This window comes from Dyella sp. PARNA 12/25 (genome assembly GCF_055702865.1).
This window is the reverse complement of record NZ_JBVQCI010000003.1, coordinates 426,377-449,404: the sequence shown is the minus strand read 5'-3', so window position 1 is coordinate 449,404 and position 23,028 is coordinate 426,377. Positions and strand designations below refer to the sequence as shown.

At 61.0% G+C, this 23,028-nt stretch carries 16 protein-coding genes and 1 pseudogene; 7 read left to right on the top strand and 10 right to left on the bottom strand.

Annotated elements, in window-relative coordinates; translation table 11 throughout:
* Positions 1 to 16: 16 nt before the first annotated feature.
* A complete protein-coding gene (locus AC0GUR_RS09735; protein WP_472877261.1) occupies positions 17 to 1,021 on the top strand; it encodes a phosphoenolpyruvate carboxykinase (ATP) in 1,005 nt (334 codons plus the stop codon).
* Between the two features lie 313 nt (positions 1,022 to 1,334).
* Here AC0GUR_RS09735 and AC0GUR_RS09730 read toward each other — a convergent pair whose 3' ends face one another.
* From AC0GUR_RS09730 to AC0GUR_RS09695, 8 genes are all read right to left on the bottom strand, one after another.
* A complete protein-coding gene (locus AC0GUR_RS09730; protein WP_472877260.1) occupies positions 1,335 to 2,258 on the bottom strand; it encodes a flavin reductase in 924 nt (307 codons plus the stop codon).
* Position 2,259: 1 nt separating this feature from the next.
* Entirely contained in the window at positions 2,260 to 2,889 is a 630-nt protein-coding gene (locus AC0GUR_RS09725; RefSeq protein WP_472877259.1) for a class I SAM-dependent methyltransferase, read from the bottom strand.
* Positions 2,890 to 3,045: 156 nt separating this feature from the next.
* Positions 3,046 to 4,263: a hypothetical protein gene (locus AC0GUR_RS09720; protein WP_472877258.1), complete on the bottom strand. Its 1,218-nt coding sequence runs from the start codon at positions 4,261 to 4,263 to the stop codon at positions 3,046 to 3,048.
* Between the two features lie 414 nt (positions 4,264 to 4,677).
* Positions 4,678 to 5,808, bottom strand: coding sequence for a YncE family protein (locus tag AC0GUR_RS09715; protein ID WP_472877257.1), 1,131 nt, complete (start codon positions 5,806 to 5,808; stop codon positions 4,678 to 4,680).
* 605 nt (positions 5,809 to 6,413) lie between these two features.
* Positions 6,414 to 6,665, bottom strand: coding sequence for a chorismate mutase family protein (locus tag AC0GUR_RS09710; RefSeq protein ID WP_472877256.1), 252 nt, complete (start codon positions 6,663 to 6,665; stop codon positions 6,414 to 6,416).
* Positions 6,666 to 6,848: 183 nt separating this feature from the next.
* Positions 6,849 to 7,331, bottom strand: a complete 483-nt coding sequence (locus tag AC0GUR_RS09705; RefSeq protein ID WP_472877255.1) for a hypothetical protein — start codon at positions 7,329 to 7,331, stop codon at positions 6,849 to 6,851.
* A 71-nt stretch (positions 7,332 to 7,402) separates the two neighbouring features.
* The gene (locus tag AC0GUR_RS09700; protein WP_472877254.1) at positions 7,403 to 8,014 is read right to left on the bottom strand and encodes a LysE family translocator; all 612 of its coding nucleotides are present in this window, start codon (positions 8,012 to 8,014) and stop codon (positions 7,403 to 7,405) included.
* Positions 8,011 to 8,421 carry a nuclear transport factor 2 family protein gene (locus tag AC0GUR_RS09695; RefSeq protein WP_472877253.1) on the bottom strand — a complete coding sequence of 137 codons (411 nt, stop codon included), beginning with the start codon at positions 8,419 to 8,421 and terminating at the stop codon, positions 8,011 to 8,013. Before AC0GUR_RS09695 ends, AC0GUR_RS09700 begins: the two co-directional genes overlap by 4 nt.
* 337 nt (positions 8,422 to 8,758) lie before the next feature.
* On the opposite strand from AC0GUR_RS09695, the gene AC0GUR_RS09690 reads away from it, so the two are divergent.
* Complete coding sequence (locus AC0GUR_RS09690) at positions 8,759 to 9,742, top strand: GlxA family transcriptional regulator (protein WP_472877252.1); 984 nt, start codon at positions 8,759 to 8,761, stop codon at positions 9,740 to 9,742.
* Between the two features lie 110 nt (positions 9,743 to 9,852).
* Positions 9,853 to 10,890: an alpha/beta hydrolase gene (locus AC0GUR_RS09685; RefSeq protein WP_472877251.1), complete on the top strand. Its 1,038-nt coding sequence runs from the start codon at positions 9,853 to 9,855 to the stop codon at positions 10,888 to 10,890.
* 731 nt (positions 10,891 to 11,621) lie between these two features.
* On the opposite strand, the pseudogene AC0GUR_RS09680 reads toward AC0GUR_RS09685, so the two are convergent.
* A pseudogene (locus tag AC0GUR_RS09680) lies at positions 11,622 to 11,813 on the bottom strand (IS30 family transposase); the annotation flags it as partial.
* Positions 11,814 to 12,253: 440 nt separating this feature from the next.
* Between AC0GUR_RS09680 and AC0GUR_RS09675 the strand changes: the two are divergent.
* The gene (locus AC0GUR_RS09675) at positions 12,254 to 13,873 is read left to right on the top strand and encodes a family 43 glycosylhydrolase (RefSeq protein ID WP_472877250.1); all 1,620 of its coding nucleotides are present in this window, start codon (positions 12,254 to 12,256) and stop codon (positions 13,871 to 13,873) included.
* Between the two features lie 15 nt (positions 13,874 to 13,888).
* Here AC0GUR_RS09675 and AC0GUR_RS09670 read toward each other — a convergent pair whose 3' ends face one another.
* On the bottom strand, positions 13,889 to 15,547 hold the full coding sequence (locus tag AC0GUR_RS09670) for an alpha-L-fucosidase (protein WP_472877249.1): 1,659 nt from the start codon (positions 15,545 to 15,547) through the stop codon (positions 13,889 to 13,891).
* Between the two features lie 281 nt (positions 15,548 to 15,828).
* Between AC0GUR_RS09670 and AC0GUR_RS09665 the strand changes: the two genes are divergently transcribed.
* The 3 genes from AC0GUR_RS09665 to AC0GUR_RS09655 are packed head-to-tail and all read left to right on the top strand — an operon-like array spanning position 15,829 to position 23,020.
* A complete protein-coding gene (locus AC0GUR_RS09665; RefSeq protein WP_472877248.1) occupies positions 15,829 to 18,816 on the top strand; it encodes a TonB-dependent receptor in 2,988 nt (995 codons plus the stop codon).
* A gap of 53 nt (positions 18,817 to 18,869) precedes the next feature.
* A complete protein-coding gene (locus AC0GUR_RS09660) occupies positions 18,870 to 21,083 on the top strand; it encodes a WD40/YVTN/BNR-like repeat-containing protein (protein ID WP_472877247.1) in 2,214 nt (737 codons plus the stop codon).
* A 35-nt stretch (positions 21,084 to 21,118) separates the two neighbouring features.
* A complete protein-coding gene (locus AC0GUR_RS09655; protein ID WP_472877373.1) occupies positions 21,119 to 23,020 on the top strand; it encodes a sialate O-acetylesterase in 1,902 nt (633 codons plus the stop codon).
* Positions 23,021 to 23,028: the final 8 nt, after the last annotated feature.

Below are 23,028 nucleotides of genomic sequence, written 5' to 3'. Positions count from 1 at the left end.
GACGACGATGCCATCGATGTCCATCCATTCCACCGGCGACGACCCGTTTCTTGAGCAGGTCGGGCAGCGTCTTGTCCTGCACAAGCAGGTGCTCGGTGGTCGCTTTCGATTCGAAAGCGACAGTCACGAGTTATTGGAGTTGGTCGAGGCCGCCTATGCCGGCCTGCCGGAGCACAGGCTGTCCGCGACAGACCTGGAGTTTCGAGTCCAATTGCGCCTTGCTCCCCGTCGAACCATGTCAGTCGGCGGTGAGCCACCGCTCGTGCAAACACAATCGGGCGCAGGCCTGTTATGCGGCGTCATGGATGGATCCAACTACGTCGTGATGTCGCCAGAGCAAAGGACAGCATTGGTGGTGGCATCACAGGATATGCTGAGCGATCCCTACTATGTGCGTTATGAGCTCATTGAGTTCGCCGTCTTCACATTGGCAACACGCGGCCTTGGTCTGGTCCCGTTGCATGGCGCGTGCGTTGGACGGCAAGGACGTGGCTTGCTACTGCTTGGTGCCAGTGGGTCGGGCAAATCGACCCTGGCCCTGCACAGTTTCCTGGGTGGACTGGACTTTCTTTCCGAAGATGCCGTATTCGTACAGCCCGACAGCATGCTTGCCACCGGTGTTGCCAACTATCTGCACGTAAAGACTGATGCACTTGGCCTCGTCGATGATGCCTCTGCGCAGCTCTGGATCAGCCAGGCACCTGTTATACGTCGACGCAGCGGCATCCAAAAGCATGAGGCTGATTTGCGAAGCGGTCATGGCACCCTCGCACCGGCCCCCTTGGCCCTGGCCGGTGCGGTTTTCGTTTCCGGGCAGTGGGCGGATGACCCCGATGCCTTGCTTGGCAAGCTGCCAGAGGCAGAGATCGTCGCCCGGCTAGTCGCTGACCAGCCCTACGCATGCGGCCAGCCCGGCTGGCACCATTTCCAACGGAGCCTGGCGCGCCTTGGCGCCTATGAACTGCGTCGCGGGCGACATCCGCAAGCTTCCGTCGAGGCGTTGCGGCAGCTCCTCTGCTGACCTTTCGCCGGGCCGCATGGCAGGCGCAATTCACGCACAACCTTTCCCTGGGCTCAAGGCGCTAACGCATATGGCTTGCAGACGAAGAGAAGTGTTGTCCTGCTGTCGTGGGCCTCGACAAACGCCTGGATCGATCGCATCACGGGCTCGACACAACGCTGTATAGCTCGTCCAGCCGCCTGTCCGGAGACGACTGCAGCTGCATCAGCAATCGACCCACGAGTACTGGAAGGTCATTCGCGATCACACGAGCTGACCTCGTGCCGAGACAGGTGCATCGACGAGAGAAACACCCGCTAGTTACCTATGCGGATCAGACCTCAGTGAGGGGCATATTCCGCTGTCGACGGTACGCTTGATGAAAGCCTGCGGTGTGATGCAGCTGGGCGCCATCCGCCAGATGCTCGTCGGAAGTGATGCGGCCGATAAAGAGCGTATGCAAGCCAACGTCCTGGCTATGCACGATGGTCAACTCCCGAATGCGCAGCGCCTCGCCCACTGCGGGAATGCCAAATACCCGCGACGGTCGAACCGGAATCGAAAGTCTGTTCCAGTCCTGGAGCGGCTGCTTATGGTGCTCGCTGAGCTTGTAGACGACATCCTTCATCGTCGCTGGCATGCTTGAAAGTGCAACTCGTCGTACTTCGCGCATGACCGGCACGGAAACGTTGGTGCTGCGTAGCGCAAGTGAAAAGAGCCCACTCTGCCCAAGGGGTCCAATCAGATCCATTGGGAAGATATTGTGGTGATCCGGCGCATCGACAGAGACCAGGATGACCGGTCGCGGGCACAAGTAGGCGATCATGAGTTTCTGCACGGCGGCAGGATCCATCGCGGAGTGGGGCGCCGAACTATTTTTCAGCATGAGACGGTTCTGGAGCCACGCGTTCCACGAGCGTCTCGGCTGGCCGAGACAGCGGTGTTCGCCCGCTTCGACTTCGTAGAGGGTTATGGATGCCTCTTCGGCAGCGACGGTAGCTGTCCGCGCGAGGCGCAAAACCCCAAGAACCCGCCGGGTGGCGCTATCGCAGTACTCGATGACGGGACGTTCGCCGGCGTCAACACTGGTGGCGATCATGAGTGGCTTGAGCGAAGCCACGGAGTGATCCGTCGTGATATCCAGCGACTTGTCGTCCCAATGCAGGGTGGCGGTGACGATCTGTTGCGGAGGAGACACGGCAATCACCGCCCATTGCGGCAGTGGACGAACAAATGGCCTTATCCAATCCTTCCACATTTCAGACCCTCCGAAAGAGCAAAAACATGTAAAGGTGCATAGTCAATCCGAAGCCGCGCGGAGTGAGACATTCCAACTGGAAATGTGGTGCCGCCGCTCGCGCCACAACCCGTGGCGCAAAACGATGAATGCCGCTCTCAGTGACGGTGACATAGTGACCGGCTCGCAAGAGATTCATGGCGTTCGATCGCCACCAGCCGTAACGCGCATCGCCAATGTAGTAGGGGTTGAGCATGCTGGCCAGGACAAATCCGCCATGGACAACCACCTTTGACAACTCTTCAAATAGCGGCGCGTGATCCGTGAAATGATTGAGAACCGCAAAGTTCGCCGTGACCGCCTGCACCTCGCAGACGAGAGGCGACGCCACCGGAATAATGGCTTTGCGGGCGATTTCATGGTGGCAGTACTGTTCCAGGTACTCGCGCATCGCTACCGATGGCTCATACACGAAAGTGGGATGCCCGGCATCGGCATAAACCTTTGCATCGATACCGGTTCCAGCACCAAAGTCCAGCACGCCCGCTCCGTTGGGCAGCAAATTCAGCACCATCCTTTGAAACCTGGCGCGCACCCTGCGGTCGCGCCGCGAGGCCAGAATGACTTTGTGGTACTGCTCTCCAGTATGCACGCCGTCGACTACCTTGCTGACAGAATCGCTGGCTGATGTTCCGCAGCCTGCGCTACTGGCCAGGGCGGACGCGACGTAGGCTCAGGGATGGCCCCAGTGGATGGAGGCATTTCCCACTCTCTATCTGGTCCTTGTTGTGGCCTTGGTGTCATGGGATCACTGCAGACCTTTATCTGATCGCCACCTTGCCTGGACCCACTTATCAGGATGGAAGGGCGAAGGCAGCCGCTTGGCGCAATCGAGATCTTCAGGGCGGGGTTGTGCCCCTGCCTGCATCTGGCCGATCAGGCCAACTGCTACCGTTGCGGCAGCGAACACAAAATAGCGATGGGTATTCTCAGGAAAGAGCAGGATGTGGGCAGCCACGAACGTCATGGGCACAAGAAATGCGGCAGAGACCAGATACCAGTCCGTCTGAATTGTCCCAACCCTTTTTCTCAGCAGGAAAACGGCTGCCAGACAATAGATGACAAAATGCGGGTGCATGGTGAAGTCGCTCAGCATGGCCGCGTACGGCCTAAGGTAGTCACGGAGAGCGTGCGACGGAACCAGCGTGGCTGGATATGCCGATCTGTGAATGAGCGATATGTTGAACAACGTCAACCACCCATATGCACCATTGATTCTGACAACAAGCCAATAGATCAGGCAGGCGATAGTCATCGGCACGAACACGTACCTTCCTTGACCAAAGACGAAGCCATGAACGAATACAAGCAGTGAGAGTAGCAAGAATTCCGTTCTGACCAGCGGCAACAACATGGCCACCACGAATGTCAGCCGGCTCCGCCTTATCAGGAGATAGAGCGTCAGCATCGCAAACAAGGTGGCTGTCGCGTCGGGTGTAGATAGTCTTGCAATTTCGACAAAGCCGGAAAATGCAACGACCAAAGGAACTGAGGCGACAGGTGCGCCGACCTCAAGACCAAGAAAGGAAAGCAGCACTACCGAGAGAGCGGCGAACACCGCGCTGACGACATAGGTCGACTTCGGATAGCTAAATCCGATCGCGTGAGCCGTTCGAATCAACGCAACGTACAACACCCGTATGTCATAGAAGGGCAATTGCTGCGCCAGCGAAGCGGGGTCGCGATAAACAGTTCCTCGATACTCTCCTTCGATGAGTTGATTGAATGTACTCGGGCTCACCTCGTTTCTCAGGCTGTCGTAGGTTGCCGTATTGAGATCGGCCCCGTGATAACCATCTGCGCTGAATGCCGCGGCAACATAGCCGACCATGTCCCAGTTGTAGTACGGCCTGATTAGCCCAAAAGCCAGCACCAAAAGCGCTGCAATGGCCGTCAGGACTATGCCCCGCGTGCGCGCAGGAGTCGCCGTTAGGACCATTGCATGGCGGGCCGTTCCGACGGGCATGGGCGCACCGGATGGGTATCACCCGTAGGTGCCCACTTGGCTTGTTTTGGTTGCAACCACTCCCTTGGTGGGCTGGCGCCCGGTATCGCGGGAAAAGCGCGTCTTGAACCATGGCCCCGCCATGGGGATGTTCGGGTAACTGTGCCCGGGAGTGGCCCAGCGGCCCGCGGGGCTCGTTCGGGCCGAATCTCCTTAAGTGGCCGTCAAAGACAGCCCCTGAGCGGGAAAGCGCTGGTGGCGTATCGATAAGTCGATCGATACGCCACGGCAGTGATCTTCGGGCACCAAAGAGCTATCGCTGGTTACGGCTTTGTCTCTACGTATGTCATGGAGAACTCTATCCCCTGCTTGCGGACTCCGCCGTTGGCGAGGGGTAGCGGCCGCAGTGCCTTTCGATGCGACACCCGCGACTCATTAGTTTGGGACGAACGTCACGACAAGATCGTTGGCGACATCGTCGATAGCCGCGTAATTGAACACGGTACCGCGAGGAGAAAGAAATCCAGGATTGGACAGGACTGTAGCCAGTCCAAAGGCGCCGCCCTGTGATGCATCCACGTTGGACTCGCCGATAAAAATCCCGTTGCGCGTGAACTCCACAATTTCACTTGGATGCAAGGGGTCGGCATTGACTGCGTCGCCGTTGGCAGTCAGCAGGTGTCCATTCGGTGCAAATGCCAGCGCCAATGGACCGCGCAGGCTGGGGCTTGAAGAGATCAAGTTACCTCGATTCACAGCGGTACTGCGCCCTCCGGCATGAGGTATCGCAAAGATCTCATTATCATCCGTGGAAGCGACATACAGCACGTCAGAGCCGCTGTCATACGCGAGTCCCGTCGGGCCTAAGACCAGCGCAGCTGCATTCGGTTGATGGGAGTATCCGGTACCTATCTCTACTTTATCGGCGACGTTGAATCCCGACTTCCCCATCGTGACATCGATTCGCGACACGGTGCCACTAAGTACATTCGATACGAAGATTTGCGCACGAAAACCTTGATCATTGATGGTCAAATCCCATGGGCTGTCGAGGAACTTGCTATCTGACAGCGTCGCCACTACATGCCCATGAATATCGATGACCTGGAGTGACCCCTGGGAAATGGTGGTCACTGTCCCATCCGTTGTGGGCAGGTTTCCCACCACGACATATCCACCACGAAGCACGCCAAGCGCCGTTGTCAGGCCGGCAAGAGGGCTTTGAAAAAATACCGTGGCGTTACCGCTGGTGCCTGCCGCGACGCCCGGTGCCAGGTCGCCGGTGGGAGTAAGCTTGATGATGGTCGTTCCAGTGCCCTGCAGATTGCCGATGTTGTTGAAATTGGATACCAGCACATCACCGGATGCAATGACGCCACCCTGCGGAAAACCTGAGGGAACAAACGCCACCCCATAAGGATTGAGGTCACCATTGGCCGGAATGGTCGAAGAAGTGATGCTGCGCGGAAGAAAACCTTGCGCCTGCGCGAGGGTGACGGAATGAAAGAGTAAGCACGCAAGCCCCATTGCGGACGCCAAGAGCGTCCTTCGAGTACTCAAGTTCATGAGTCGTCTCCTGGTTCAGTGGAGGGCAACGAACACCCCCTTGTGAAACGCGTGGTCCGGATGCCTTGGGCTAGGTCCCAAGCCTGGTGCGATCGGCGACTCCATGTCAGCTTCGCTTGCGTAGACTCCTTCGATGCGCGCATCGGTTCATCGGTAACGCGTGGCATTTACGTCGCATTCATCCATTGCGGACATGGATACCCGGCACATTTCGATCCGTCAGCAAAGGGCCCAGCCAGTTACACGTCTGCTAGTCGCTGGCGCCGAACACAGTTACGCCAGGACCTGGGTATAAGCCGAGGGCAGGGGCCCAGGAGTAACGAGCGGACTCGTTCTCAATGCCCTTCGGCCGGATTGGCGGCACCAATTCTCCCGTTAACCATTGCTGATCCATTACGCCGTACGCGGCTTTGCGAGGGCATTGAGTACCCTGCGGCCGAAAAGCATTGCCAGCAACACAGCGACTGGCGCGACACGACACAAGTGGCTCAAGTTCGCCTTGATATCCGTCGGACTTGAAACGCGTATACAGCCCCTGAGTGACTACGCGAGGAACAGCGGTGCTTTGGGTAACGCTTCGAAGTCGCGCGGGTCACGCTGGACGATCAAGCGACCTCTCCAATTCTTGAGAATCCGGCGGAGACTGCAGAGGGAGTGCGATTACGGTGGCCGTGAGAAGCCACGCAAGGCGATGAACATTCGAAGGGAAAATTTTGTCCATGGCGGCGATCGATCAGGGTGTCGAGCAAGGCGAGAACAAATTGAAACCGCTTGCCAAGGAGTGAGATGACCGCTCTATCGAGAAGGTCAATCTCCTTGCGAATATCTTCCATGCCAAAACAGGACTCTGGTTCCATCTGATTTCTTACTACCATGAAGTGTGATTTCTTCATCGCAACGTTGTGACGAAGCAATTGCCGCCGTCATGAATGACCTATGCGTTTGTGGCGCCCGAAACGACCGACTTCGAACACCCTGGTATAGAACGCACGCGGTGACTTGCCTCGTTGAGCGTGTCACGTTGGGCATCGAGCTCTACGTCAGGGGCGGGGTGTTGGGGCTTGTCGAAACGACCGGCTTGTCAGCAACGCCAGCGGCACCCCGACAAGCACGATGTGGCTGAACCATTGCTCGGCAACCAAAGTAGCGGTGAAGTGAGGGAAAAGCGCAGGCCAGCGCAGTGGGAGCACCAAGAGGTACATCACGGCCCATAACGTCAGTCCATAGAGCACGCCTGAGGCCACGGGCTGCGCGGTTAACCATTCGATCCTGCGCGCGGCCGCCACGAACACCGCGACCATCACCCACATGATGGCAAAATGCAGCAGCAATCCAACTATCAGCGCAGGCAGACCCGCCTTCAACGCGCCCGGCCAGATCGCGGAAGCAATCCCGACGGGCACCGCCAGGGGGTTCTTTCCCGCGATAAGCACATAGGCCATGGCCGACAGTATGTCGAGCATACCGGCAAGCAGCGTTGCCCTGACAAGAAGGCCGGTTGGTTTTTCAGGTGTGCGTTGCATGATGATTCTCTTGTGGTGACATGGCCATTCGATGCAACCCGGGCTTCAGGCATACATCGGTATTCACGGTCCTAGCGCTGACTGACCAACAGCCGAACGCCGAGTAGCGCAAACCCTGCGGCGAAGCTCCGCCGCATCCACGTAAGCACGGCGGGGCGGGAGAGGACATGTGTGCGCATGAGCGCTGCGAAACATCCGTAGATAGCGAAAACCACCCACGTCATCGCCATGAAAACGGCGCTGAGCACGAGCATGCTCCGAATCGGCGACGGGTCGTTGGCTGGCACAAACTGCGGAAGAAATGCCAGGAAAAACATCGGAAGCTTGGGATTGAGAAGATTGAGCAGCACGGCGGAGGTGATGATTTTTGTCGTGCTTTGCCTCTCGCTTGAATCACGCACCTCCAGCATGCGTGCATCCCGGAGTGCGTGCCATGCCATGTAAAGCAGGTAGGCAGCGCCGATGATCTTGAGTACTTCAAACGCCAAGGCACTCGTGCGGAATACCGTCGCCAGGCCGAGTATCGCGGCAAGCATGTGCGGCACGATGCCGAGCGTACAGCCAAGCGCGGCGGTGAATCCGGCACGGGCACCATGCGACAGGCTGGTCGATATGGTGTAGATGGCGCCGGTTCCCGGCGATGCCACCACCAACAGCGATGTGAGGAGAAATGCCACACTCATGACGAAGGAAACTCCTGGGCGTCGCCATGGGTTACGGGCTGCACGCTTTGTGGTCGGTTCTGCGCGGGGTCGTAATAGAAGCGTTCATGCACAATCTTTCCGTCACTCCATTGCTGGAGCGCAACTTCATCCAGGGCCACGCGGTGTAAGCCGTTCGAGAACTCGAAGCGCCAGTTGATGGCTACTTGATCCGCGTGGATCAGTACTTGTATGGCGTGCCCGGTGATCGTGGTGAAAGTGTTCAATACGCGCTGTTCGTTCTCGATCAGCGCATCCAGGCCAACGCGCGGCGTCTGCTGGTTTTCCCAAACCATGGCGGCGGGGTGATAGAACCGCTGCAACGCTTCGATGAACCTCCCTTCTTCCACCATGGCAACAAACGCGTGGACAACAGATGGATCGAGCATGGTCGCTCCCTGATGCTTGGATTCCCAAATAGGACAAGGGCTTTGGTGGGTCGGCAGCCTAGGCTGTCGTTTTGTCCCCGTCACCGGGCCATGGCGACAGACCAAGGGGGAATCCCGCCACGCTCGCTACAACCGGCGTGCAATATCGCCAAACTTTACGGTTTCATCGACATAACAGGTCGTGCTTCCGTGTCGACAGCGGGGCGTATGCTGCTGATTACATTTGCAATTGCCGCTCCGTCCCTTAGTTCTTCCGTGGCGACTCGTGACTACGGACGCTTGACGTACAGGGTGAAATCGCCACGCTTGGCGCGAGGCGTGATCAGAAGGAGTAGCCGTGCGGGTCGCCATTCTTGCCTACGACGGGTGCATGGGTGCCGAGGTCCTTGGCCTGTCGGACGTGCTGCTCGTCGCCAATCGCATAAGCGGGTTGCGTGCTCCGGATGCGCCACCACCGTTCGCGGTATCAATCATTGGCACACATGCGGGTCAGATTCGCCTGGCGGGCGGTGCGCAGTTGTCCGTCACCGCGCCCGCACCATTCGACCTTCTGGTGGTCCCCGCGTTTGACTTCAACAACACCGAGGAAATTACCGCGACGCTTGCTAGCCTGAACGAGGAAAAAGCCCTGATTCGCCGGGCGGCCGAGCAGCGTCGGATTGCATCCATCTGCGGTGGAAGCCTGTTGCTGGCTGATGCGGGTGTTCTGGACGGGCGGCAAGCCACCACCGCATGGGCGCTTGCCGATGAAATGGCGAAGCGTTACCCCAAGGTGGAGGTCAAGCCCGACGCCGTGTTGCTGCGCGACGGCGAGATCATCACGTCGGGCGCGTTCACCGCCTATGGCGATCTGGCGCTGCAGCTGGTGCGCGACTGTGCCGGCAGCAGCCTGGCCCGTGCCGTCGGCAGATTCAGCCTTATTGACCACGGCCCTCGCAGCCAGGCCACGTATCTCGATCATCGCCTGAGCCACCGGCGACGAGAATCATTGGCCCGCGCGATCAGTGTGTGGTTTGAACCGCGTATCGCGGAGCGTTATCGGCTGGGCGCGTTAGCGGAAGCCTTCAACCTTTCCAGTCGAACGCTGTTGCGGAAGTTTCGCGCCGAAACAGGGCGCTCGCCGCTCGATCTTCTGCACGACCTTCGCGTAGAGAAGGCCAAGCTACTGCTCGAAACGACCACGCTCGGCATTGCCCAGGTGGCGGCGGAGGTGGGATATCTCGACGTGGCAACGTTTTCCAAATTGTTTGCGCGCCGCACGCAATTGACGCCTGCCGCATTCCGCAAACGCTTTCCCGGTGTCGACGTCACGGTGTTCTGATGCTGTGCTGCGATGGCGAGCCAGCCAAGCAATCTGGCCATCGTGCCCGCTGCCATCGCCAGCCACGATAGCTAACGTTACTGGCGACCTGCCTTTCATGAGCAAGCCGCATGAATACGATTACGTTGCCACCTTCGCCAACCCATGCGGGCACGCGCACCGGCACGCCGACACGGATCATGCCCCGTCATCGCCTTTTGCAATGGGGTATGCGGGCCCTTGGTGCAATCCGTCCGTCCTATGCAGCGAAGGTGATGGACCGGCTATGGTTCTCCGCACCCAGGTCGCGACCGCGCCCCAATGAACAGGCCACATTGGACGCTGGCAGGCGAACGTCACGGGATGTCCACGGAGGCAAGGTCACCGCGTGGGCTTGGGGCAACGAGGGCCCGACTATCCTGCTGATGCATGGCTGGGGCGGGCATGCCGGCCAGATGCACCCATTTGTCGAGCCACTTCGGATGGCGGGCTTTCGCGTCGTCGCCTTCGACGCACCGGCCCATGGTGCATCGGCAGCGAGTCGACATGGCGGGCGCCGAGTGACTTTCTTCGAGTTCGCCGATGCCCTGCAAGCCGTGACGTCGTGCGAGCCCAACCTGGTGGGCATCATTGCCCACTCAGGTGGATGCACCGCGGTGTCGCTGGCGCTTCGCGCGGGATGGAATGCGCCGGCCAACTTGGTGTTCATCGCACCCTTCGTCCAGCCAGCCGCAGCCATCCCCGGTTTCGCCCACGCTATCGGTGCGAATGCTCGAGTTGTCGCCGAATTCAGCGCGGGTGTGGAGTATTGGCTCGGGCACGCATGGTCGTATCTGGACATCACCACGTTAAGCGATGCCCACAAACAGCGCCGACTGCTCGTGGTGCATGACGAAGAAGACAAAGAGATTCCACTGCCACACGCGCGTTCAATGGCGGCGTCCTGGCCTTGCTCCCATTTGCTGGTGACGCAAGGGCTGGGGCATCGGCGTGTATTGCGCGATCCCAGAGTCGTGGAAAGCGTGCTCACCTTTCTTGGGCGTAGCGCGTCCGCACTCGTCAAAGAGCACGGCGGCTATCGGCCGCGTGACTCGCGCTCCACCCTTGATGCAGCCTACGAGGACTTCATTTCCCACGTATGTGCGGGGCGAAGTGCGAGGGCAGGGTGACTGGGGCGTATTCGGGGGGGATGAGGCGGACATCCTTTGACCGGAGCCGAGGCCGGGCGACCTGCCGACGCTGGGATGGAGATCCTTTGAGGAAGCTTCGTCGGTTGCTTCGGAGTTTTGCTTCACAAGACTCACATGCTCCAGGCGACCATGGGCTGAGCTATGGTTGGTCACGTGATTCACGGCTGTACACCGAGGAAGTTGCACAAGGTTTACTGCCTCGACTGCACAAAAGCTTCCGCGTCAGCGGCTCGGCGAAGACAGCACATTCCGGCGTCAACTGAAAACGCTACATCACCGGATTACCGCACAGCTCGCTGCAAGTAACGCAATCACTTAGCAGAGGGCGTAACGGAAATAGTCGGCCCGGCGGCTACAACGCTGGCACCCCCGCAGCTTTAGGTCTCACCTATAATTGCGCATTCTTGGTAATTAGGGGCTCTGTTGCGTCCACGAAAGCTGGACATTTCGCCTCATTTTGGGGCGCTTGGTCCAAGCTGCAGTTGCGAGACGCAGAAGGGCCTGGCGTTGCGTCCGATCTCGTGGTGCCGCAACGCCTCCGCAGGCTGTTGCGAGACATCCATCATCCAAGCGTTGCGCCTGCTGGTGGTGCTCCTAACGGACCAGCACCAGTGCCAGAATTGTAAGCCTCAGGGTGTGCCTGGCGATTAGGGACAGTTATCGGGGGTAATCTCGACCTGGCTGATGAATGACCCCTTTCGACGGCAGCCTCAACCGGTCGATGCAACAGCTTGCTGAAATCGTTCGGCCCGTGTTTCAAAGCCTGGCGTTTCTAGCGGTCGTTCGTTCAACTTTCTGGCAACCGCGTTGAGCTTGGCTTGGGTAATGTCCGTCACGTCCATGCCTTGGGGGAAATGCTGCCTCGGCAAGCCGTTGATGTTCTCGTTAGAGTCGCATTGCCACCCGAAGCAGATGCGGCGCGAGGACCGCGACTTGAGGTTGCCTTGGTCTTATTTGCACTCACGAAACACGGTTTGTCCGAATGGCTTTCACCTGACGAGCTTCGTCAACTGGATTGACTCGGCTGATAAGGCCGCAATGCAAGACGCTATGGAAACCATCCGAGAGCATCATCCCAATCAAGTTCTGTATGTCGAACGGACGTAACTCCAAGGCGCGTTCCGGGCCCATGACAATCCTCGCCGGACTCTGAACCCAAACAACCGATTGGTCACACAAGAATCAATCCGGGCTCATGGCGACTGACCTGCTTTATCGGACCAGCCCTCTCGCTCACAAGCGGTTTCCAAAAAAAAGTAATTGCGTGCGGCGACTTTCATAAGTCAGTTGCGCGGCAGCGCCATGCACAATCCAACGCTGGTGCATTGTGTGGAGAGGGGGCATGGTGGATGGATCGCGTCGGGACGTCATCAAGTGGATGCTGGCAGGCGCGGTCGCTGCGCCGTTTTCGATGGGGCCGGCCATGGCTGGCATGCCATCCGATAAAAAGGTCGTCCGGTCGCGTGCAGGTATAGAAGGGCAAAGAACGGCGGACCGTGGTGATGGGACTTACGTGAATCCCATCGTTGCTGGCGACCATCCCGATCCCACCATCCTCAAGGATGGCGGCGACTACTACATGACGTTCACCCCGTTCGATTCGTGTCCCGGTCTGGTGATCTGGCACTCCACGGACCTGGTGAACTGGACGCCAGTCACGGCAGCGTTGACCAAGCCGCTGGGCACCGTATTCGCAGTGGACCTATGCAAGCACGACGGTCGTTATTTCATCTACATCCCGGCCAGCGCCGGCGACCGGGGCTGGGCGCTGTACGTGATCTGGGCCGACCACATTCAGGGGCCATGGAGCGATCCGATCGACCTGCATGTCGAAGGTTGCATCGATCCCGGGCATATCGTGGGTGAGGACGGCAAGCGCTACCTGTTCGTCAACGGTATCCGCCGCGTGCGACTGACCGACGATGGACTTGCCGCGGACGGCAAGCTGGAGTCGGCCTACAGTGCCTGGCGCTATCCCGACGACTGGATCGTGGAGGACTTCGCCCCCGAGGGCCCCAAGCTGTTGCGACATGGCGAATGGTTCTATCTGGTGACTGCCGTGGGCGGCACCGCAGGCCCACCGACCAGCCACATGGTGATCGCTGCGCGCTCCCGCTCCATCCATGGCCCATGGGAGCATTGCCCGCACAACCCTCTGGTGCGCACCGCGAGTGCCGCCGAGCCGTGGTGGTCGCGCGGTCACGCGACATTGGTGGAAGGGCCCGCCGGCGATTGGTGGATGGTCTACCACGGCTACGAAAACGGCTTCCGCACGCTGGGGCGACAGACCCTGCTGGAGCCGATCGAGTGGACGACCGATGGCTGGTTCAAGGCTATGGGCGGCGACCTGTCCAAGCCTCTGCCCAAGCCGAAGGGCGGCGTGAGCGGGTCGAATGGCCTTGCCCTGTCGGACGACTTCAGCACTCGCAAGTTTGGCGTGCAGTGGAGCCTGTTCGACCCGAAGCCCGGGGAGATGAAACGAGTGAGCTACGAGGCAGGCGGCCTGCGCCTCGCTGCCAAGGATGGCTCGCCTGCCGACTGCTCGCCGTTCACGTGCCTGCCGGGAGATCGCAGCTACGTGGCCGAGGTTGCCCTCAGCCTGACTGGCGGCGCCGAGGGCGGCCTGCTGTTGTTCTACAACCGCAAGGCATTCGTCGGCATGGGCCTGTCGCAGCGCGAGCAGGTGCTGAAGACTTTCGAGTACGCCGAGGAGCAATCCTGGATGCGCGTACCGATGCAGGCATCCAGCCTGCGGATCCGCGTGACCAATCAGGATCATGTCGTGACGTACCACTATTCAGTCGACGACGGTAAAACCTGGCAGATGTGCGGCCTGCGCATGGAGGTTTCTGGAATCCACCACAACACCTTCGGTGGATTCCTCAGCCTAAAGATCGGTGTTTACAGCGCAGGCGAGGGCAGTGTGGTGGTGCGCGACTTCAAATACCGGGCCATCACTTGAAGCGGGACGCTTGCCTCAGCGACTGATCGTGGCGGCGTCTGGCGCCGGAGCAAGATCGATCTCGTACACCGGAACCGGCATGCCGCTGGGTCGCTGCAGAGATCCAATGGTCAGTCCCTCCGGGGTCTGGCGCCAGTTTGGGGGGCGGGAGGAGCCAAGTAGACGCACCGCCTGCACGCGGTCATTCGGCGTGATGCTTTTGATCACTGCAGAACCGCTCTCTGGCCAGGCCATCTCGATGGCGAAGAGTTTTCCGGGCTTCTGCGTGAAGCGGAAATCGGTGCTGGTGTAGACGGTGGGTCCCTTGTCTTCAGTGAACGAACCCGTGCGCGGCGCAGTGGGGCCCTCGCCGAAGACGCGCCACGGTTGGGTGTCGTAGATCGCCACGCCGTTCACGGCCAGCCATGCCCCCATCTCGCGCAATACGGCCTGTTCCTGCGGCGTGATGGTGCCATCCGGTTTGGGGCCGACATCCAGCAACAGGTTGCCGTTTTTGCTCACCACATCCGCGAGCAGGCGCACGATGTCCACTGCCGGGCGGTACGTGTCGTGTTCCACGTAGCCCCACGAGCCGTTGCTGATGCTGGTGTCGGTCTGCCAGTGCTGCGGGCGGATGGCGCCGAGCTGGCCGCGCTCCACGTTCAGCGTGGCACTGCCTTCGGGCAGGGCATTGACCTTGTAGTCAACTACAACGCCACCGCGCTTAGCGCCGGCGTTGTAGTAGTACGCCAGCCATTGCGCCAGTGCGTTGCGGAATGCCGGATGGCCCACCCACCAGTCGAGGTAGATCAGGTCCGGGTGGTAATAGGCCTCGAGTTCCGCGGTCCGGGCCATCCAGTCCCCGACCCAGGCATCTGAAACGTATGTCCAGTCCTGGGCGAGATCCTGGTCGCCGTTCAGCGCGATGTGCTGCTGCGCAGGACCGTAGAAATCGGCGTAGGCAGGGTCGTTCACATCCGAGTCGATCTCCCGCCCATGATCATAGAACCATGCATGTTCACCGCGATGGGTCGACAGGCCAAAGCGCAGGCCTTCAGCGTGGACTGCATGACCGAGCGCGGCCATCACGTCACGCTTCGGCCCCATCTGCACGGAAGTCCAGCGGGTGAGCCTGGAGTCGTACATGGCGAAGCCGTCGGTGTGTTCCGCCACGCCCACCACGTACCGCGCGCCGGCCTGCCTGAACAGCGTGGCCCACGCCTTCGGGTCCCAGTGTTCACCGCGAAAGCGCGGGATGAAGTCCTTCAACCCGAATTTCGCGAGACTGCCGTACGTGGCGATCTGGTGGTCATATTCAGGGCTCGCTCGGTCGTACATGTTGCGCGGATACCATTCGTTGGCGAAGGCTGGTACGGCATAAACGCCCCAGTGAACGAAAATGCCAAATTTGGCGTTGTCGAACCACGCCGGTTCCCGGTAATTTCGCAGTGATGCCCAATCGGGTCGGAACGGCCCCAGCGCGGCACCTTCCTCCACCTTGGCCACCAGCGCGGCCCGTGCCGGCGCATAGCCTTCTGTGGCTTTTTGCCAGATCAGATCGGCCTGTTGCGGCGTGATGGTGCCCGCCGTTGGCGCCGTGGCAGCCGCCGTGGCCTGCGAGGCCTGCGGCAGGGTTGCACACAGCAGGGTGAGGGCGGACAGGCAGCGTCGGGCCGGGTTGGGGCGACCGTGCATGTGTGGTTCCGAGGCGGTGAATGGCCCGGAAATCTAGCAGGGGAATGCCGGTTTCACGGCCAGATGTGGCAACCGCAAATGAAGAAACGTTATCCATGCCCATCAATTTCGTAATTGTGTGCCGCGACAGCGCAATTCAGCATGCGCCACCACCAAGCAGGCGTGAAGTTGTCTGGGCCAGAGAACCGGCTCGAAACAACTACCGGGTCGTGGGGGCTCGGGGATGCACAGCCTGCAGTTTCGGCCGATGGCTAATAACAAGAACGGGGAGAGGTTCGACCATGATCCAGACTGTGCACGGGGAAACCGCTGGTGCGACCCAGCATGCCTTGCCGTTGGCGCGTCTTTCCGCGGCCGTGGCGATCGCCATGGCACTGCTCTATGCGCCGCTGAATGCACATGCCCAGCTGGCAGCCGCCACCCCGGACCAGGCGCAGAGCCAGTCCGGCAACCAGGCCAAGTCCGCCGACGCCAAGGACAAGAAAAAGGTCGAAGAGGCCGGCGTCAAGGACGCCAAGAACCTTGATGGCGTCACCGTTACCGGTATCCGGGCCAGTCTTGAGACCGCGCAAGCGCTGAAGCAGAACGCCGACCAGATTGTCGACTCGGTCACCGCCGTGGACATCAATGCACTGCCGGACCGCAGCGTCACTGAAACCCTGCAGCGCATCAGCGGGGTCACCATCGACCACTTCCTTTCGGCGAACGACCCGGATCATCCGTCAGCCGAAGGCAGCAACGTGTCCATTCGCGGTCTCACGCAGGTGGAGTCGCTGCTGAACGGTCGCGACAGCTTCTCCTCCAACAGTGGTCGCGCGCTGAATTTCGAAGACGTGCCAGCAGAGCTGCTGGCTGGCGTGGATGTGTACAAGAACCCGTCGGCTGAACTGATCGAAGGCGGCATCGGCGGCACGGTCAATCTGCGCACCCGCCTGCCGTTTGATTTGCCGGGGCAGATGATCGGCTTCTCCTACGGCATCAACGAAGGCGACTTGTCGCAGAAGAGCAAGCCGTCGACTTCGTTCCTCTACAGCAACCACTGGAAGACGGAAAACTGGGGCGAGTTCGGTGCGCTGCTCGACGTTTCCTATTCGGAACTGGCCACCCGTACCGACGGCATCCAGCTCGAGCCGTTCACCATGCGCACCGATGACGCGGCCACGGCCGGCAGCGGCAAGGACACGGTGTACGTCCCGGGCGGCGCTGACTGGCGCACCCTGGATTTCAAGCGTCGTCGCATCGGCATTTCCGGCGCACTGCAGTGGCGCCCGACCAAGGACCTGGAGATCACGTCCCAGTTCATCCGCTCGCGTTACGACATGTCCTGGCTTGAGCATGGCGCGATCTTTAGCGACACCAGCCACGACATCGACCCGGCCAGCGGCACTACGTTCAACTACAACAATCAGGGCATTTTCCAGAGCGGCTGGCTGAGTTCCAATGCGTGGAACAACGGCCTGAGCAACGGCGGCGTGCGTTTCGATACGGACACGCGCTACCAGACACAGACCACCGTCACCACCGATTTCTCGAACAGCTTCAAGTACAACATCAACGATCACATGATGTTGACCGGTGACGTGCAGTTCGTGAAGTCCACCAGCGACGAGCTGGACTTCACCGTGTTCCAGGCAACCTATCTGCCGGGCATGTTCCTCAACACCACGGGTAGCGGCAGCATGCCGCTGGTGTCGGCCAGCCCCGCCGGCTACACCAGCAACCCCGCGAACTATTTCTGGTCCGCCGCGATGGATCATCGCGAGAACGAAGTGGGCATGGATCGCGCCTATCGCCTGGATCTTGAATACGACTTCCAGGACAGCAGCTGGTTGAAGTATTTCAAGGTCGGCCTACGCGCCACCGACCGCAACGAGGACAACACCAGCACGCCTTACAACTGGGGCGTGATCACCGACAGCTGGGCCTCGGTCAATACGCCGAGCACGGTGGCGAGCGTCAATTACTACCCGGCGAACGCCACGCTGTACTCGTACTCGAATTTCTTCCGCGGCAACGTGAAGATCCCGACCCCGTTGTACTTCCCCGGCAACTCGCTGGTGGAGAACTACGCGTCGGCTTACAACATTCTTCATCCGATGGGCGTGTCGTGGGGGTGGAGCCCGGTGCAGATCACGCCGGCGGACGAGAACAACCAAAGTGAGAAGACCAAGGCCGCCTATGGCATCCTGTACTTCGGCAACGACACCTGGCTGGGCATTCCGTTCGACGGCAACATCGGTCTGCGCCTGGTGCGCACCGACGTGGAGACCGACGGCGTCGTGCAGTATCCGAACCTCAGCAGCACCGGCGTGCCGGACGCCGACAAGGCTCTCTGGAACGGTGGTTACGCGCCGCTCAATACGCGTACCCATTACCAGGACGCACTGCCCAGCCTCAACCTGCGCTTCAAGCTGACCGACGACCTGCAGTGGCGCATTGCCGCCTCCAAGGCGATGTCGCGCCCCAGCTTCGCGGACATGCAGTCGTTTGTGCAGCTGGGTTATGTGCTCAATGCGGACAACACGCAGGTAGTGCAGTGGAACGGCTTGGCCGGCAACCCGTACCTCAAGCCGGAGCGCGCCACCCAGTACGACACCGCGCTGGAGTGGTATTTCTCCAACACCGGCATGCTGTACACCACGGTGTTCTACAAGGACATCCACAACTACATCGCGCAGGAAACCGCTCCGGAGGTCTACCAGGGTCAGGAGTTCGAGGTGACCCGTCCGTACAACACGGGTACCGGCACGCTGCGCGGCGCCGAAGTAGGCTACAACCAGTTCTTCGACTTCCTGCCGGGATGGATGAAGGGTTTTGGCGTGCAGGCCAACTTCACCTACGTGGACAGCCAGGGCGGCATCAACAGCGCCACCAATCCGTACACCAATGCCACGGTGACGGGCGTGGAGCTGCCGATGACCGGCATCTCCAAGCGCAGTTACAACTTCGTCGCGATGTACGAGAAGGGCGACTGGTCGGCACGCCTGGCATGGAACTGGCGCTCGCGCTACCTGTTGACCACCAGCGACGCGTCCACGCACCTGCCGACCTGGTCGGACAACTACGGCCAGCTGGACGCCTCGGTGTTTTACCGCCTGAACAAGAACATGCAGATCGGCCTGCAGTTGAACAATTTGAACAACGCCGTGGTTCGCACCCTGATGGGTCCGACCAGCTATGGCGACGGTGTGGTGGACTACAACCTGTACCACCGTGGTTGGTTCGTCGCCGACCGGCGCTACGAGCTCGTGTTCCGCGCCACCTTCTGATGATGGCAAGGCGCCATGGGGAAATCGTGTGTAGCCGGGCTCGCCGGCTACCTATGAGGAAGAGGTTGATTGCGGTGCTGGCGCTGTGCGCCTGCACCGCAACGCAGGCCAGCGATGGTGACCTGGCTTATCGCTACGACAGCGTGCGCATCGGTGGCGGCGGCTACGTCAGCGGCTTGGTGTTCCATCCCGCCGAACGCGGCCTGTATTACGCGCGCACCGATGTGGGTGGCGCCTATCGATGGGATCAGTCCAGCGGGCAGTGGGTATCGCTCACTGACTGGATCGAAGCCAAAGACACCAACCTGCTCGGCATCGACAGCCTGGCGCTGGACCCTTCCGACAAGGAATGGGTTTACCTCGCCGCCGGCACCTACACCACGCCTGCGGCTGGTCATGCCGCCGTGTTGCGCTCGCATGATCGCGGCGCCCATTTCGAACGCGCGGATCTTCCGTTCAAACTGGGCGGCAACGAGCTGGGTCGCGGCAATGGCGAGCGTCTGGCGGTGGATCCTCACGATGGTCGCGTGCTGTTCCTGGGGTCGCGCGACGCCGGGCTCTGGCGCAGCGACGATCACGGTGCGCATTGGTCGAAGGAAGGCGGTTTCCCCGTCGTGGCCACGTCGCCTGCGGCGACGGCGACCAACAGCTGGCGGCCCCAGTCCATCGGTATCGTGTTCGTGGTGTTCGAGCCTGGCAGTGGCAAGGCGGGCACGCCGACGCCGGTGCTGTATGCCGGCGTCTCTACGCGTGAGACCAGCCTGTTCCGTTCCAGCGATGGTGGCCACAGCTGGAGCGCCATCCCGGGACAGCCTGTCGGCTTGCGGCCCAGCCACATGCATCGCGCCAGCGACGGCAGCTATGTGTTGAGCTACGGCGACGAACCCGGTCCCGACACCATGAGCGATGGTGCCGTGTGGCGTTGGCAGCCCAAGGGCAACCGCTGGACGGACATCACGCCAGTTTCTTCCAGGAGCACGCCCTCGGGATTCGGTTGGGGCGATGTCGCGCTGGATCCGCACGACCCCAAGGTGCTTATCGCCAGCACGCACCATCGTTATGAGCCGCATGACCTGCTGTTCCGCAGCACCGACGGCGGCAGGCACTGGAACGAAATCTTCGCGCATTCGTCGTTTGATCACACCGATGCGCAGTGGACCCGTGCGCACACGCCACATTGGATGACCACGGTGGCGATCGACCCCTTTGATGCCGACCACGTGATGTTCGTCACCGGCTACGGCATCTGGGCATCGCGCGATATGCGCGGGTTCGACCGCGGCAACACCGTGCACTGGTGGTTCCAGGACCGCGGGCTGGAAGAGGTCGTGCCGCTGGGCCTGATCAGTCCACCGCAGGGCGCGCACCTGCTCAGCGCCGTGGGTGACCTGGATGGTTTTCGCCACGATGATCTCAACGTGGCGCCGCTGCAATTTTCGCCACCTCCACGCTATGCGAACGGCGAGAGCATCGATTTTGCACAACAACGCCCCGCGTTGATCGTGCGCAGCGGTCGCCTGCGCCAGCCGTTCGGATCCGCCGTGCGTGCCGCCTGGTCCGAGGATGGTGGCGACCACTGGCAGGTGTTCGCCAGCGAGCCACCAGAAGGCGAGGGCGCGGGAACCATGGCCGTTTCCGCCGATGGCGTGACGGTGTTGTGGGCACCGAGCGGCGCTCGGCACGTCTACCTCACGCGTGACCGGGGCCAGCACTGGGAGATCGTGCAAGGCCTGGGCGAGCGCATGAGTGTGCTTAGCGATCGTGTGGATGCCCGCGACTTCTATGCGTTCTCACCGCAGACTGGCGCCTTGTTCGGCAGCCACGATGGCGGCGCGAGTTTTGCACCGATCCAGGGTGAGTTTGGCAATGCCGCACATGGACGTGGTGCAGTGCAGTTGAAGGCCTCGCCTGCCGAAGCTGGCGTGCTCTGGCTCACGGCACACGACCTTCCACTGCTGCGCGGCGACGACCGTGGGCATCTGCTCGCGCGTTTGCCCGGGATCACCGGCGTCGATGCCTTTGGTTTCGGCAAGCCGACGGTCGGCGGCGATGAGCCCACCTTGTTCGTGGCCGGTCGGCGCGACGGGCTGCAGGGCATTTTCCGGTCCATCGACGGCGGCCGACAGTGGCAGCGCGTCGATGACGCCGCGCATCGCTACGGGCGCATCAGTCTGCTGGTTGGTGATCCGCGCGTCTTTGGGCGTTTCTATGCCGCGACCAGTGGACGCGGCCTGATCTATGGCGAACCCGCGGAGCCCACCCCTTGAAACATGTTCATGCAGGCGCCGCATTGGCGTTACTGATGTCGCTGCCCATGGTGGCCCAGGCCAAGCTCGAGTTGCCGTTGATGTTCTCGCAGAGTGCCGTGCTCCAGCGCGACATGCCAATGCATGTATGGGGTTGGTCCGCGCCCGGCGCGAAGGTCTCTGTGGGCTTCGATGGGGCGCACGCCACGGCGAAGGCAGATGCGAAGGGGCGCTGGGATGCAACGCTCCCCAGTCATGTGGCGGGTGGCCCGTTCGCGATGGACATCGACGACGGCAGCGAACATCAGGTGCTGCACGACATGCTAGTGGGCGATGTGTGGCTGTGTTCGGGACAGTCGAACATGGAGTTCACCATGACCGAGGTGCGCGACGCGGCCGCCGAGCAGGCAAGGGCGAGCGATCCGAGCATCCGTCATTTCAAGATCCCGCGCAGCTGGTCCCTGCACCCGCAGGACCGTCTGGAGGGTGGTACATGGGTTGCCGCCAGTCCGACCACGGTGGCTGATTTCTCTGCGGTCTGCTGGTTCTTTGCGCGCGACATGAAGACGCGCACCGGCGTGCCGCAGGGTTTGATCAACAGCAGCTGGGGTGGCAGCAGCGTGGAAGCATGGACCGATGCACATACGGGCCATGTGGACGTGTCAGCACTGTCAGTCACCGTCGGCAAGGACGATGCCGCCGAAGAGGCCAGGCTCGACCAGACGCGCCAGCGCCTGTCCCGCTGGCCCGCGTTGCAGGCGGACGTGCAGGATGCCGCCGGCAAGCCTGCATGGGCTGCGGAAATACTCGATACCACGGATTGGGCAGATATTCCCGTGCCCGCCTATTGGGAAACCGTCGGCTACTACGACATGGATGGCGTGGCCTGGTATCGCACCGAGTTCACCTTGAGTGCGACCGAAGCGGCCCAGGGCGTGACGCTGGGCCTGGGCGCCATCGATGACTCGGATCGCAGCTACGTCAATGGCCAGCTGGTCGGCGAAACCGTCAAACAATGGAACAAACCGCGAGTTTATGCGGTGCCGGCCAGTGCGCTGCACGCGGGCAGCAACAGCATTGCTGTGCGCGTGGACGACCTTGGCAACGGTGGCGGCATACATGGCGATGCCTCTGCGCTTTACGTGCAGACGTTCGACGGTGCGCGTCGCCCGCTCGCTGGCAACTGGCGCTTCCACACCGCCAAGGTGACCCTGGTGCCCACGCTGACACGCAACCTGACGCCCACGCTGCTGTACAACAGCATGATCCAGCCACTGCTGGGTTATCCATTGCGTGGTGTGGTTTGGTACCAGGGCGAAGCCAACGCATCAGCGCCGCAAGCCATGTCGTACCGGCAGCAATTCGGCGCGATGATCCAGGCGTGGCGCACGGCGTGGAATCAGCCGCAGCTGCCGTTCCTCTGGGTGCAGCTGGCAAACTTCAAGAGCGGCAGTGACACGCCCACGCAAAGCCCCTGGGCGGAACTGCGTGAATCGCAGTCTGCCGTGCTGTCGCTGCTGCACACTGGCCAGGCCGTCACGATTGATGTCGGCAATCCGGATGACATCCATCCGATCGATAAACAGGACGTGGGTCATCGCCTCGCGCTCGCCGCGCGTCGCGTGGTGCTGGGCGACAACATCGTGTCGTCCGGGCCCGTGTACCGCGATTGGCATGCCAATGGCGACCATGCCGTCGTTCGCTTCGACACTGCGGGATCAACGCTTGCGGTGCGCGGCGGAGGCGATGCCGTGGGCGGCTTCGAGGTGGCTGGCGCCGACGGGCATTACCAGCACGCGCAGGCGCGCATTGAAGGCGAAAACGTGGTGGTGACCAGCGACGCGGCTCCGCATCCGGCCTCCGTGCGTTACGGCTGGAGCGACAACCCGGTCGACGCCAACCTTATCAACGGCGATGGCCTGCCGGCATCGCCGTTCCGCACCATCGTGGTTCCCTGAGGATTCCC

What these genes read in the sequence shown, in the direction of transcription:
- AC0GUR_RS09705 (WP_472877255.1), bottom strand. Translation starts at nt 7,331, where the DNA reads ATGCAACGCACACCTGAAAAACCAACCGGCCTTCTTGTCAGGGCAACG.
- AC0GUR_RS09695 (WP_472877253.1), bottom strand. Translation starts at nt 8,421, where the DNA reads ATGCTCGATCCATCTGTTGTCCACGCGTTTGTTGCCATGGTGGAAGAA.
- AC0GUR_RS09715 (WP_472877257.1), bottom strand. Translation starts at nt 5,808, where the DNA reads ATGAACTTGAGTACTCGAAGGACGCTCTTGGCGTCCGCAATGGGGCTT.
- AC0GUR_RS09675 (WP_472877250.1), top strand. Translation starts at nt 12,254, where the DNA reads ATGGTGGATGGATCGCGTCGGGACGTCATCAAGTGGATGCTGGCAGGC.
- AC0GUR_RS09665 (WP_472877248.1), top strand. Translation starts at nt 15,829, where the DNA reads ATGATCCAGACTGTGCACGGGGAAACCGCTGGTGCGACCCAGCATGCC.
- AC0GUR_RS09670 (WP_472877249.1), bottom strand. Translation starts at nt 15,547, where the DNA reads ATGCACGGTCGCCCCAACCCGGCCCGACGCTGCCTGTCCGCCCTCACC.
- AC0GUR_RS09660 (WP_472877247.1), top strand. Translation starts at nt 18,870, where the DNA reads ATGAGGAAGAGGTTGATTGCGGTGCTGGCGCTGTGCGCCTGCACCGCA.
- AC0GUR_RS09735 (WP_472877261.1), top strand. Translation starts at nt 17, where the DNA reads ATGTCCATCCATTCCACCGGCGACGACCCGTTTCTTGAGCAGGTCGGG.
- AC0GUR_RS09685 (WP_472877251.1), top strand. Translation starts at nt 9,853, where the DNA reads ATGAATACGATTACGTTGCCACCTTCGCCAACCCATGCGGGCACGCGC.
- AC0GUR_RS09700 (WP_472877254.1), bottom strand. Translation starts at nt 8,014, where the DNA reads ATGAGTGTGGCATTTCTCCTCACATCGCTGTTGGTGGTGGCATCGCCG.
- AC0GUR_RS09730 (WP_472877260.1), bottom strand. Translation starts at nt 2,258, where the DNA reads ATGTGGAAGGATTGGATAAGGCCATTTGTTCGTCCACTGCCGCAATGG.
- AC0GUR_RS09720 (WP_472877258.1), bottom strand. Translation starts at nt 4,263, where the DNA reads ATGCCCGTCGGAACGGCCCGCCATGCAATGGTCCTAACGGCGACTCCT.
- AC0GUR_RS09710 (WP_472877256.1), bottom strand. Translation starts at nt 6,665, where the DNA reads ATGGAACCAGAGTCCTGTTTTGGCATGGAAGATATTCGCAAGGAGATT.
- AC0GUR_RS09655 (WP_472877373.1), top strand. Translation starts at nt 21,119, where the DNA reads ATGTCGCTGCCCATGGTGGCCCAGGCCAAGCTCGAGTTGCCGTTGATG.